The sequence below is a fragment of the Salinivibrio sp. IB872 genome (assembly GCF_001995345.1).
In the GTDB taxonomy this organism is placed as follows: domain Bacteria; phylum Pseudomonadota; class Gammaproteobacteria; order Enterobacterales; family Vibrionaceae; genus Salinivibrio; species Salinivibrio proteolyticus.
Window position 1 is genome coordinate 32,107 of sequence record NZ_MUFO01000014.1, and the last position, 12,703, is coordinate 44,809.

At 51.1% G+C, this 12,703-nt stretch carries 15 protein-coding genes; 1 reads left to right on the forward strand and 14 read right to left on the reverse strand.

The genetic code is table 11. The annotated features are described in order from the left end of the window. The 12 genes from holB to yceD form a co-directional block, all read right to left on the reverse strand. A complete protein-coding gene (gene holB, locus BZJ18_RS07785; RefSeq protein WP_241824932.1) occupies positions 1-1,017 on the reverse strand; it encodes a DNA polymerase III subunit delta' in 1,017 nt (338 codons plus the stop codon). Further along, complete coding sequence (gene tmk, locus BZJ18_RS07790) at positions 990-1,628, reverse strand: dTMP kinase (RefSeq protein ID WP_077455996.1); 639 nt, start codon at positions 1,626-1,628, stop codon at positions 990-992. Before tmk ends, holB begins: the two co-directional genes overlap by 28 nt. Next, on the reverse strand, positions 1,625-2,641 hold the full coding sequence (mltG, locus tag BZJ18_RS07795) for an endolytic transglycosylase MltG (protein ID WP_077455997.1): 1,017 nt from the start codon (positions 2,639-2,641) through the stop codon (positions 1,625-1,627). Before mltG ends, tmk begins: the two co-directional genes overlap by 4 nt. After that, the gene (pabC, locus tag BZJ18_RS07800; protein WP_077455998.1) at positions 2,635-3,462 is read right to left on the reverse strand and encodes an aminodeoxychorismate lyase; all 828 of its coding nucleotides are present in this window, start codon (positions 3,460-3,462) and stop codon (positions 2,635-2,637) included. Before pabC ends, mltG begins: the two co-directional genes overlap by 7 nt. A gap of 94 nt (positions 3,463-3,556) precedes the next feature. Next, positions 3,557-4,795, reverse strand: coding sequence for a beta-ketoacyl-ACP synthase II (gene fabF, locus BZJ18_RS07805; protein ID WP_069589102.1), 1,239 nt, complete (start codon positions 4,793-4,795; stop codon positions 3,557-3,559). Positions 4,796-4,887: 92 nt separating this feature from the next. Next, positions 4,888-5,124, reverse strand: a complete 237-nt coding sequence (gene acpP / locus BZJ18_RS07810) for an acyl carrier protein (RefSeq protein ID WP_002541727.1) — start codon at positions 5,122-5,124, stop codon at positions 4,888-4,890. A 157-nt stretch (positions 5,125-5,281) separates the two neighbouring features. Beyond that, positions 5,282-6,016, reverse strand: a complete 735-nt coding sequence (fabG, locus tag BZJ18_RS07815) for a 3-oxoacyl-ACP reductase FabG (RefSeq protein ID WP_077455999.1) — start codon at positions 6,014-6,016, stop codon at positions 5,282-5,284. A 70-nt stretch (positions 6,017-6,086) separates the two neighbouring features. Then, complete coding sequence (gene fabD / locus BZJ18_RS07820; RefSeq protein WP_069589100.1) at positions 6,087-7,013, reverse strand: ACP S-malonyltransferase; 927 nt, start codon at positions 7,011-7,013, stop codon at positions 6,087-6,089. Between the two features lie 19 nt (positions 7,014-7,032). After that, positions 7,033-7,992 carry a beta-ketoacyl-ACP synthase III gene (locus BZJ18_RS07825; protein WP_069589098.1) on the reverse strand — a complete coding sequence of 320 codons (960 nt, stop codon included), beginning with the start codon at positions 7,990-7,992 and terminating at the stop codon, positions 7,033-7,035. Positions 7,993-8,000: 8 nt separating this feature from the next. Beyond that, positions 8,001-9,023: a phosphate acyltransferase PlsX gene (gene plsX / locus BZJ18_RS07830; protein WP_077456000.1), complete on the reverse strand. Its 1,023-nt coding sequence runs from the start codon at positions 9,021-9,023 to the stop codon at positions 8,001-8,003. 9 nt (positions 9,024-9,032) lie between these two features. Continuing rightward, positions 9,033-9,203 carry a 50S ribosomal protein L32 gene (rpmF, locus tag BZJ18_RS07835; protein WP_069589095.1) on the reverse strand — a complete coding sequence of 57 codons (171 nt, stop codon included), beginning with the start codon at positions 9,201-9,203 and terminating at the stop codon, positions 9,033-9,035. A 5-nt stretch (positions 9,204-9,208) separates the two neighbouring features. Continuing rightward, on the reverse strand, positions 9,209-9,739 hold the full coding sequence (gene yceD, locus BZJ18_RS07840) for a 23S rRNA accumulation protein YceD (protein WP_069589094.1): 531 nt from the start codon (positions 9,737-9,739) through the stop codon (positions 9,209-9,211). A gap of 276 nt (positions 9,740-10,015) precedes the next feature. Between yceD and BZJ18_RS07845 the strand changes: the two genes are divergently transcribed. Beyond that, positions 10,016-10,597 (forward strand): Maf family protein, encoded by a 582-nt coding sequence (locus BZJ18_RS07845; protein WP_077456001.1) that lies wholly within the window; start codon positions 10,016-10,018, stop codon positions 10,595-10,597. 146 nt (positions 10,598-10,743) lie between these two features. On the opposite strand, the gene BZJ18_RS07850 is transcribed toward BZJ18_RS07845, so the two are convergent. Beyond that, positions 10,744-11,466, reverse strand: coding sequence for an HAD-IA family hydrolase (locus tag BZJ18_RS07850; protein ID WP_241824933.1), 723 nt, complete (start codon positions 11,464-11,466; stop codon positions 10,744-10,746). Positions 11,467-11,544: 78 nt separating this feature from the next. Further along, entirely contained in the window at positions 11,545-12,498 is a 954-nt protein-coding gene (gene rluC / locus BZJ18_RS07855) for a 23S rRNA pseudouridine(955/2504/2580) synthase RluC (protein ID WP_077456039.1), read from the reverse strand. Positions 12,499-12,703 lie beyond the last annotated feature (205 nt).

Sequence of the window (12,703 nt, forward strand, 5' to 3'; positions counted from 1 at the left end):
TTATTCTCCAATCGTTAATAACCACTGGCTAATCACAAGTTCCGTGTTTAGCCCTGAATGCTTAGTCAGTTGCCGTTGCATATGATGTAGCGCGCGCAGCTGACTGTGTAATTGATGGGTTTCTAGCGCCTCAGCCACTTTTACTACCACAGGTTGGTGATGGTGATGAATGAGCGCGTTGGTCGCCCCTTGACGCCACTTCATCACATCAAGCAAAAAGTAGCTGGCCCAGTCCAATGAAGCGGGATAGTGTGAAACCAACTGGTCGAGCGAGTCAAATAGGCCCGAGCGTGTGACCAAGTAGTCCGCTAGCTGAGTCACAACCGCATGGTGATGATCCAATCCCCCTGAGGCCACAAATTCTTTTGCCGCCAATGGTGCGCCACGATATAGCGCAACCGCATGATAAGGCACATCTCGCTGTAATGCTTGCTCGACCCATTGCTTGGCCACCTGCATCTCCGGTTGGGGCGCTTTCCACACGCTACAACGGCTGATGATTGTCGCCAGTAAGGTGTCTAGCGAATCACTGAGCAAAACAAAATGACAGGCTGAGGGTGGCTCCTCAAGCGTTTTGAGTAATGCATTCGCGGCAGCTTCACCGAGCATTTCTGCCGATTCGATAATAATGAATCGTGCGCCACCCAGTTGAGACGTTTCAGTCGCTTTACGCTGGCTTTGACGCACCGCATCGATGCTGATTTGTTTGCCGGATTTTTCTGGCTTTAGCCAATGTACATCCGGATGATTGCCGGCTGCATAAAGCTGACAACTATGGCAGTGCCCACAAGGCTGCTCTGTCTGTGTTTGGCATAAGCGTGTTTTTGCCAGCACGCTTACCAACTCGCCACGGCCACTGCCGATTGGCGCCGCGAGCAATAGCGCATGCGGCAAACGTTGTTGCGTCAGTAAGTGTTGCCAGTGAGACCACATCGGTGCAAACCAAGGCAACACCTCCGGTGCTGGGATAGATGGCGTTACTGTGTCACTCATGGCGTGTTTTGTGTCGTTAGCCATTGGGTTAAGGCCTGTTCAATGCTGCGAGAAACCGTGTCGAGTGGCTGTCCCGCATCGACAGTCACCACGCTCGGATCCGCCTTAGCAAGTGCCAAATAACGTGCTCGTGTCCGTTCAAAAAAGTCGAGCTGCATGGTTTCAATCCGATCCAGTTCGCCACGACCGCGAGCACGAGCAAGCCCCTGACTAGGCTCAATATCCATATACAAGGTCAGCGAGGGCGCAAAATCCCCCAATACCGTGGCTTTAAGGCTTTGCATCAGCGCAGCATCCATGCCACGGCCACCACCTTGATAGGCTTGCGAGGACATATCATGGCGATCGCCAATCACCCACTGGCCATTCGCTAAAGCCGGCTTTATGACGTTTTCTACCAGCTGTACGCGCGCCGCATACAAAAGTAATAGCTCGGCTTTGTCGGTGAGAGGCTCATCCGGGTGACCTTGCTTAACCAAGGTACGCATTTGCTCGGCCAGCGGTGTGCCACCGGGCTCACGGGTGGTGATCACGTCATCGATGCCATGTTGGTGTAGCACCTGCTTCACCTTTGCAATAGCCGTGCTTTTACCCGCCCCTTCGAGGCCTTCTACAACAATAAAATGGTTCTTCATTGGCTCTTTAACACTTTTAGGTAATCACGCACCGCTCGATTATGCTCGGCCAGCGTGGTAGAAAATTGATGGCCGCCTTTCCCTGTCGCGACAAAATAATAGTATTGAGTGGTGGCAGGCTGTGCCGCCGCCATCAGTGATGCCACACCCGGCATGGCGATCGGCGTTGGCGGTAGCCCTTTTATCACATAGGTATTGTAAGGCGTCGGGGTGCGTAAATCTCGTTTACGAATATTGCCATCATAGTTGTCACCCATGCCATAAATCACCGTCGGGTCGGTTTGTAAACGCATTCCCCGACGCAACCGATTGACAAAGACGGAAGCCACCTTGGTGCGCTCGGCATCGATCGCGGTTTCTTTCTCGATAATGGAGGCCAAAATTAACAGCTCATACGGCGAGTCGATCGGCAGGTCATCGGCCCGATCTTGCCATGCCTTATCGAGTGACGCTTGCATCGCTTGGTATGCGCGACGCAACAAGGACAAATCCGTATCCCCCACATCATAGGAATAGGTTTCGGGGAGTAACAAGCCTYCAAGCTTGGTGTACTCCGCCCCTAACCGCTTGGCGATGTCAGCTTCATCAAGCGCCGTCAATGTCTGCTCGAGATGCGGTGCCGATGCCATTTGTAAGCGCCACTGTGCGAAGGTGCTTCCCTCGATAAAGGTGATGGCATCTTGATATTGCTGCCCCTCACGTAAGGTTGCGAACACCTCAGCTAAGCTTTGCCCCGGCTGAATTTGAAAGGTACCCGCTTGAATCCGCGTCAACTCAGGATACACCCGAGGTGCTACCTTGGCCCATACTGTCGCCGTCAGCCAACCTTTATCTTCAAATTGATTGATAACTTTATGATAATGCGCCCCTTTCGCAATCGTCACCAGTTGTGGTGACTCAAGATTTAACGGTGACGCCACATAGGCTTTCGTCTGCCAAAGCGTCCAGCCTGCCAGCGCGACAAGCAGACACATAAATAGGCTGATCAGCCCGAATATTCGCTTTTTTAGCACGCGTTTAACCTCTGCTGTAATGCGCTTGCCAGCGTATGATCAGAATACAATATGTGGTCAATGTGATTCACAGGGACCACTTTCATTAGGGTATTGGTGATAAAGACTTCCTCCGCTTGATCAAGCACATCCGGTCCTTGTTGCACCAAGTGACAGCGATAACCAGGAATTTCCTCAAGCATCGCAATAACGCGCTGACGCATCAGCCCATCTACGCCGGCATAGTGCAGCGCGGGCGTATACACATCGGCGCCTTGACGCCAAAATAGATTCGATGCTGTGGTCTCGACAAGGTTGCCAAACAGATCGCATACCACCAGATCGTCGACAGTGGCTGAAGATAGCTTATTGCGTTGGTCAAGTTCGCGCTTGAGTAACACTTGCTCCAACCGATTCAGATGTTTCAGGCCTGCCAACGGGGAGGCACCCAGCTGTCTTTCAGTGGTCGCCAACGAAATCCCGTGCTGCTGCCATTGATAGTAATGCTGAGGAAAAGCGTGAAGGGTCACGATATCGGTTGGCTGCTGGCACCCTGCGGGGCTGTAGCCGCGTCCACCTTGCCCACGCGTGATCACGATTTTGACCACCTGCTTTTGGTTTGACTGCGCACAAGCGTGAGCGACCGTTTGCTGTAGCCGTAACCAATCGACACCATCAATCGCGAGCTGTTGGCAGGTCGACATCAATCGTTCGAAGTGGGCATCAGCCTGCTGCAGCACACCCTGAGCACTCTGGCCCGTGGTAAAACAACCATCACCAAATTGCAGTCCCCGATCGGTGATCGGTACTGTTGCGCTCGGTTGTCCATTGACCCACTGCATGATGCCTCGTCACTCCACAAATAAAAACGGCCCGATAAATCGGACCGTTACTATATCAAAATCTTTAATCACTTTGCGCTCAACACGCGTGCAATTAGATTTTCTTGAAGATCAGAGAACCATTGGTGCCACCAAAGCCGAATGAGTTACACAATGCGTAATCCATTTTCACGTCACGGGCTTCATGCGGAACATAATCCAGATCGCAACCTTCGTCGACATTTTCGAGGTTAATCGTTGGCGGTACCGCCTGATCAATCAATGACATCGCAGTGATAATCGACTCAACGGATCCGGCCGCACCAAGAAGGTGTCCTGTCATCGACTTAGTCGAAGACACCAGAACACGGTCTGCTGCGTCACCCATCGCGCGGCGAACGGCTTTACTTTCAGCCACGTCACCCGCAGGCGTCGATGTACCATGAGCATTCACGTAACCGATTTGGTCTGGCGTAATACCCGCATCACGAATCGCCGCTTCCATCGCTAATGCAGCGCCGGAGCCGTCTTCGCTCGGTGAGGTCATGTGGTAAGCATCACCACTCATGCCGAAGCCAACCAGCTCACAGTAAATTTTCGCGCCACGCGCTTTGGCGTGTTCGTACTCTTCCAGCACCATAATACCGGCGCCGTCACCGAGCACGAAACCATCGCGATCTTTATCCCAAGGACGCGACGCCGCTTGCGGATCGTCATTGCGGGTTGACAGTGCTTTCGCTGCCGCAAAACCGCCAATACCAAGCTCTGTGGAGGCTTTTTCTGCGCCACCGGCAACCATTGCGTCGGCATCACCGTACGCAATCATACGAGCAGCATGACCAATATTGTGAAGACCTGTGGTACAGGCCGTTGAAATCGAGATATTCGGGCCACGCATGCCATAGTTGATAGAAACATGACCGGCGATCATGTTCACAATGGTAGAAGGAACAAAGAAAGGACTGATTTTACGTGGGCCTTTTTCCACCAATGCACGATGGTTTTGTTCAATCAGACCAAGACCACCGATGCCAGAACCAATTGCCACACCAATACGGTGTGCATTGTTGTCATCTACAGCTAGTCCGGAGTCTTGAATGGCTTGAACACTGGCAGCAATGCCGTATTGGATGAACAAGTCCATTTTGCGTGCATCTTTCTTCGACATGTAATCTTCACAGTTGAAGTCTTTTACCATGCCGGCAAACTTAGTGGCAAAGTTGGTGGTATCGAAGTGCTCGATAGCCGAAATACCGCTTTGGCCAGCCAGCAGGGCCTTCCATGACGACTCAACTGAGTTACCCACGGGTGATAGCATACCCATGCCAGTCACAACAACACGACGCTTAGACACGATGATGTTCTCCGGAGAATATAAGTTTGGAAATTAGAATAGCTTAAAAAGAACACAGGCGGTCAAGGAGACCGCCTGGTGGGAATCAGGGATTACTCAGAAGCGCTAACTACGTAGTCGATAGCCGCTTGAACAGTGGTAATCTTTTCGGCTTCTTCATCTGGAATCTCTGTATCGAATTCCTCTTCTAGAGCCATTACTAGCTCTACGGTATCCAGAGAGTCCGCGCCTAGGTCGTCTACGAAAGAAGCTTCGTTTTTCACTTCTGCTTCGTCTACACCCAGTTGCTCAACGATGATTTTCTTTACGCGTTCTTCGATGTTGCTCATATTAATACTAGTCCTTACAAGATTCGCAGATGCGATATGTGCTGTAGTTTATTCATTAATGTGGAAGTTGCAAGACCCCCACCGCTGGTCAAACCACGATTTGGGGACAAATCAATCGGAGTTTGACGTGTGTCATTCGAGATTGCAACGTTAGAGATCAAATCATGTACATACCGCCGTTGACGTGCAATGTTTCGCCTGTGATATAGGCAGCATCGTCAGAGGCTAAGAATGCAACAGTTGCAGCAATTTCTCGAGGGTCGCCCAAACGACCAGCTGGCACTTGTGCCAATGTTGCTGAACGCTGATCATCGTTCAGTGCTTTGGTCATATCGGTTTCGATAAAACCAGGTGCAACTGTGTTAACGGTGATCCCACGTGCAGCCACTTCTCGTGCCATGGATTTGGTAAAGCCTATCACACCCGCTTTCGCTGCAGCGTAGTTTGCTTGACCCGCATTACCCATTACACCAACCACTGAGCCAATATTAATAATACGGCCACAGCGTTTTTTCATCATCGCACGTAATACCGCTTTAGATAAACGGAAAATCGACGTCAAGTTGGTGTCCATAATGTCCTGCCACTCGTCGTCTTTCATACGCATCAATAGGTTATCACGCGTGATGCCTGCGTTGTTAACCAGAATGTCAACATCGCCGAATTCTTTTTTAATTGTGTCGAGCACCTCAGCGACCGACTCCGGTGAGGTGACATTCAACGCCAACCCTTTACCCTTTTCACCGAGATAGTCGCTAATCGCTGCTGCACCGTTTTCGCTGGTTGCCGTACCAATCACAGTGGCACCACGCTCAGCAAGTAACTCTGCCGTTGCACGGCCGATGCCTCGACTCGCGCCAGTCACTAGCGCTACTTTTCCGTCTAGTTTCATTCGGTTACCCTTTTAGTTGATTCTGCCGACCTCGGTCGGCAGTCACAGAATGTTATTGCCAGCTCAACGCTTAGGCGTTGGCAGAAGCTAAGCTCGCGCTATCATTAACCGCCGCACTGCTTAGCGATTTATTGATGCGTTTTGTTAACCCAGTCAGCACTTTGCCCGGACCAAACTCTAGTAACTGCTCAACGCCTTCTGCAGCCATACGCTCCACAGTTTCTGTCCAGCGAACAGGGCCGTATAACTGACGTACCAAAGCGTCTTTGATCGCCGCTGGATCAGTCGGTGTTTCTACATCCGCATTATTGATCACAGGGATGTCAGGGGTATTAAAGCTCACCTGCTCAAGTGCTTGCGCTAATTTCTCCGCAGCTGGTTTCATCAACGCACAATGCGATGGAACAGACACCGGCAATGGCAGTGCACGCTTAGCGCCTGCTTCTTTACACAGTACATTGGCACGCTCAACCGCTTCTTTATTACCTGCAATCACAACTTGACCAGGCGAGTTGAAGTTAACGGGTGAAACAACTTGGTCCTGCGCTGCTTGCTCACAGGCTGCCGCAATCGCATCGTTATCCAAGCCAATAATCGCTGACATCGCCCCTACGCCTGCAGGGACGGCTTCTTGCATCAACTGACCGCGCAGCTCGACAAGCTTAACGGCTTCTTTAAAGTCCAATACACCTGCACAAACCAAGGCTGAGTACTCGCCCAAGCTATGGCCTGCAAGCAATGACGGTGTTGCACCACCTTGTGATTGCCATACACGCCAGATAGCCACAGATGCGGTCAGCAACGCAGGCTGCGTGCGATGCGTTTCATTTAAATCCGCTTCTGGCCCTTGTTGCACAAGCGCCCACAAATCGTACCCTAAGACTTCTGACGCCTCGGCAAACGTTTGTTGCACAACGCCATATTGGTCGGCCAATTCACTCAGCATACCTACGGCTTGTGAACCTTGACCGGGAAAAATAATCGCAGTAGCAGACATAGCTGTTTTCCTATTAATTTTAAAACCTGACCAGCGCGGAACCCCACGCAAAACCACCGCCAAAGGCTTCGAGTAACACGGTTTGTCCGCGTTGAATACGCCCATCCCGTACGGCTTCATCGAGTGCGGTCGGTACGGATGCTGCCGACGTATTACCGTGGCGGTCTAACGTCAATACCACTTGATCCATCGACATCGACAGCTTCTTCGCTGTCGCTTTAATAATCCGGTAATTAGCCTGATGCGGCACCAACCAATCAATGTCTGATTTTTCGAGTTGGTTGGCGGCAAGTGTTTCGGTCACGATATTCGCCAACTGGGTCACCGCGACTTTAAATACCTCATTGCCGGCCATGTACAGCCAAGCCTCATCGGCTGGTAAGGACTGACCACGCTCAGGGTATTTAAGTTTCAATAACTCACCAAATTTACCGTCGGCTTTGAGGTGAGTGGACAAGATGCCATCATTTTCATCGGCAGAAAGCACCACGGCACCAGCACCATCACCAAATAAGATGATGGTTGAACGATCATCAGGATCACAGGTGTGTGAAAGGCGATCAGACCCCACCACTAAGGCATTTTTAGCTAGCCCATTTTTAACGTATTGGTCAGCGACACTCAGCGCATACACAAAGCCCGAGCAGGCTGCGGCAATATCAAACGCCGGGCAGCCTTGAATGCCTAGCATGGCTTGCACATCACAGGCCGCCGCTGGGAAAGCGCGTTCACCACTGGTGGTCGCCACAATAATCAGGTCGATGTCATGTTTATCGATGGCAGCCATGTCAATTGCTTGCACAGCAGCTTGATAAGCCATTGAGGCAACCGTATCTGTTGGCGCAGCAATACGACGTTCTTTAATACCGGTGCGAGTGACAATCCACTCATCACTGGTTTCTACCATCTGTTCAAGGTCAGCATTGGTGCGAACCTGTTCAGGCAAGTAGCTGCCTGTGCCCAAAATCTTACTATACATGAAGACTACTAATGCCTCTCGAGAAGAACTGCCTCTAAACGGTCACTTATCTTGGTTGGTATCTGCCGTTCGACCTCGTGCACCGCTTCACAAATAGCATTTTCGTAAGCGGCGATATCAGCGCGTCCGTGGCTTTTGACAACGATGCCGCGCAATCCTAGCAAACTTGCGCCGTTGTACTGGTCGGGTTTCAGCTGTTTTAGTTGATTAAAAAGATCAGAAAATAGCCATTTCGCGATCCAGCGCTTGATGGGATGCTGATTGAGATGTGTTTTTACTTGGTTAATCACCAAGCTGGCGACGCCTTCACTGGTTTTAAGCGCGACATTACCGACAAAGCCATCACAAACAATGACATCAGTTTGGCCCGTGTATATTTGATCCCCTTCTATATAGCCGGTGTAGTTCACTGCTTGGCAAGATTGCAACATATCGGCACATCGCTTTACCAAGTCGTTTCCCTTGATCTCTTCTTCACCGATATTTAATAAGCCAATACGTGGCATACGCCCGAGCTCTGCCTGGGCCAACACCGCGCCCATGACCGCAAACTGAAACAGCGTATCTGCATCGCAAGACACATTCGCGCCGAGATCTAACAACCATTTACGTTGTTGGTTTGCGCCGGGTAACGCGGTCACCAGCGCGGGGCGGTCGACGCCGGGAAGCAATTTTAGAAGGTGTTTGGAAAGAGCCATCAGTGCGCCGGTGTTTCCGGCACTGACGCAAGCGTCTGCCTCGCCATGCGCCACTTTATCTAGCGCAATACGCATGGATGTGCCAGTGCTACGGCGTAACGCCGTTGACGGGCGCATGTCGTTAGGGATCACGTCTGGGGCATGAACGATGGAAAGTCGGGAGTGATTTTGTGCGTCGCATCGAGTGAGCTGTGCGACAATTTGTGCTTGGTCGCCCACTAAAATCACATTTAGGTCCGCAAAACGAGACAATGCCTGCACGGAGGCAGGCACTGTCACTTGGGGACCGAAATCCCCGCCCATCGCATCAAGTGCAATGGTTAGCCCAGTCAAGGTTCAACCTTACTTGTTGATAACCTTGCGGCCACGGTAGAAACCATCAGCGGTCACGTTGTGACGCAGGTGAGTTTCACCACTAGATTTGTCTACTGATACTGCTTGAGTACCCAGTGCATCGTGTGAACGACGCATACCACGCTTAGAACGGGTTTTACGGTTCTTTTGTACGGCCATTGACCCTACTCCTCGTTACTTTGCTTTAAGTTTTTTAGTACGGCAAACGGATTTGGACGCTCATCAGCAAGTGGGATTTCCCCATACACCATGTTGTCAGCACTCACTTTGCAGTCAGTGTCTTCGTGCATGGCGACCTGTGGCAAGGCCACAATCAACTCGTCTTCGACGAGCTGAATCAGATCAATCTCACCGTTTTCGTCGACTAATGCCGGCTCATAAGCATCCGGTAAGTTGCCAACCTGGTCTTCATTGAAAACCGGGCTATAAACGAATTCAGTTTCATAGCGATAGGAGAACGATTCCCAACAACGCTGACACTCAAGACTTACTGTGACGGCCGCATGGCCAGACACGGTTTTTAACCCTTGGGCATCAATGTCGAAAGAAAGCGTGACCTCAGCATCACTATCAATGCTTTGGGCTGCCTCACCGAGGCGCGCCAAACGCGATTTATCTACGATGCCATCGTAGTCAAGCCGCTTTTGTGCACTGCGGAATGGATCAACCGTCAGCGGTAGCTTTACCTTCTGCATAGGGCGCGAATATTAGCCTCCAAATGCGCTGGAGTCAAAGAAAATGTTGCCTGTGCTCAGGCCCTTTGTTGTCTTCTTGGCAAAAGACACAACGAATCACGAGAGTGAGAAGGCTTTCCTCTCACCATCTTACCATCAACGCCTTGGTTCTAGCCGAGATCCGGCCATACTGCATCATGCACATCGCACGTTGACGACTTTCAGGTTAGACTGAAACATGAAGATAAACCAAGCTTTTTGTGCGCATAAAGACTCACATACATGAAAGGACATGTCATGCAACCTAAAATCGTGTTGGCATCCAGTTCCCCTTATCGACAAGCGGTATTTAAGAAACTCGCCCTGCCCTTTACCGCATTTTCACCCGCCATTGATGAGAGCCGGCAAGAAAATGAGCGCCCGACTGACTTGGTCGAACGTCTCGCATTAGAGAAAGCCATGGCCGGTATGCCTTTGTATGGTGACGCGTTGATCATTGGCTCTGATCAAGTCTGTGTGATTGATGAAGAGGTGCTCGGAAAACCCGGCACACGTGAAAAGGCCATTGAGCAATTGCTGCGAGCCAGTGGCAAGCAAGTCACTTTTTATACCGGCATTGCAGTCATTAACAGTAAAACCGGCCACCATCAATCCGATGTCGAGCCCTTTCATGTCGACTTTCGTGATCTCAGCGAAGCCGAGATCACACGTTATATCGATAAAGAATTGCCGTTAGATTGCGCCGGTAGTTTCAAATGCGAAGGATTGGGCATTGCGTTATTTAATGCCATGCACGGCCGTGACCCCAACACCTTAATTGGACTGCCGTTGATCCGCCTGCGCGAAATGCTCGAGAAAGAAGGCGTCTCGGTTATTTAATACTGCCGATTAAAAGTGGCGCCGCGCCTAGATGAGTGGCTAAGGCGCCATCCCATGCCCCGGGCAAGCCTGACGCTTGGTCCAGTGCCCTTCATAGACTGTGCGCTGGAGTACGGTGCCTGAAAGATCGCCGTTTTGCTGGGGCCTCATAGAATGAGGCGATTTAGTGAGTCAACCACCGCAATCGGCGCGTAAGCCTGTAAGGTGTTTTGGTCGTGCACTCCCCATGTCACACCAAGACGGTCGACCATCGCATTCGCTGCCAGTTGCATATCATGATGTGTATCACCCACCATTAACGCCTGCGCTGCGCCGACACCTGTTTGTGTCAATATTTCTTCGATCATCATCGGATCAGGCTTAGAGGCTGTTTCATCGGCACAGCGTGTCACATCAAACAGGTCAGCCGTTCCTGTTTCGGCTAACGCACGGTCAAGCCCAGCACGCGATTTGCCAGTGGCCACGGCGAGCTTGAATCCGTTTGACCTTAATGCCCTGAGTGTGGCCTTCACCCCAGGATAAAGCTGGCAAGGGGTTGGATTATCATGCACAAACTGTTGACGGTAATGCGCAATCCAGTGCGGATACCATTTAGGATCCGCGTCTGGATACAACAACGAATAGCCCTTCTCTAAACTCAATCCAATCATTTGTTTGAGTTGTTCCGGCGCAAGCGTGGGTAGATGACCGGTGAGCGCAGCAGCGGCCTCTAAGCTCGAGACAATCCGTCCGATAGAGTCCATCACGGTGCCATCCCAATCAAAGATCAGCAGCGAATAGGGCCTAAGTAACGGATGCACCGAGAGTGATTGCTCACCCTCACTCATCGCCGTCACGTCTTGCGCTATCACTTGTCCGCTTTCACTCATGCTTGCCTCGTTATTCCACTGCTTAACGGAAAGTGCCAGATTAACGGAAAGTGCCAGATAGGGACCGTCCGGTTGCACTTATTTATCGGTTTTCTTCCGCAACCCCTCAAGCGCACGTTGTAACTTTGCTTCCATCGGCGCGTCGAGATCCATGGCCTCTTCACGGCCCGGATGCACAAAGCGAATTTTCGCCGCATGTAGGAAGAGTCGATTAAGTCCGACTTGTTTGGTATACGCATCAAAGCGCGGATCACCATAGCGGTCATCCCACGCGAGTGGATGACCCATGTACTGTGCATGTACGCGAATCTGGTGCGTTCGTCCCGTCACTGGGCTAGCCTGCACCAGCGTCGCCTCCGCAAAACGCTCAATCACTTTAAAGCGAGTTTCCGACGGCTTGCCATTGGGGTTCACTCGCACAATGCTATTTACTTCATTTTTTAATAGAGGTGCCGTAACTTTACGCTGTTTCGCAGGCCACTCCCCCATGACGAGCGCGTAGTAATCTTTTCGCACTGTCTTTTCACGAAATTGTGCTTGAAGATGCCGCAATGCCGAGCGTTTTTTCGCAATCAACAAGATCCCAGAGGTATCACGGTCAATACGGTGCACCAACTCTAAAAAACGCGCTTTAGGGCGCAACGCACGCATGGCTTCGATCGCACCGAATTGTAGCCCACTTCCGCCGTGCACCGCTGTACCCGATGGCTTGTTCAACACCAAAAGATGGTCATCTTCATAAAGAATGCAGTTTTCTAACTCTGCCACTTTGTCTAGCTTTGTACTTGGCGCCACTTGCTCATCGCGCTCAGGAAGCCGAATAGGCGGCACGCGGATCAGATCGCCCGCTTGAAGCTTATATTCTGGTTTTATTCGTTTTTTGTTAACTCGCACCTCTCCTTTACGAAGAACGCGATAAATCATACTTTTTGGGACATTTTTCAGCTGATTTCGCAGAAAATTGTCGATACGTTGGCCGGCGATGTCATCGTCAATTTCGATAAATCGCACTTTTGGTTTTTGTTCTGTCATAGCGAGTGATTGTACCTCTAAGCGACGGGACATGCACCTATCTAAACCCTGCCCTCAACACCGCTGAATACATGGCAGCAAAGATAATCGTGCAAAAAACGCGCACACCCGTCCGCTTTTTCTACCAACCCGACACAAGCAGCGAAAGCCGATTGCTGGACTCTGGTCTGGCTGCTATAGTTGCGGCGTTAGTCAGAAAAGGGAA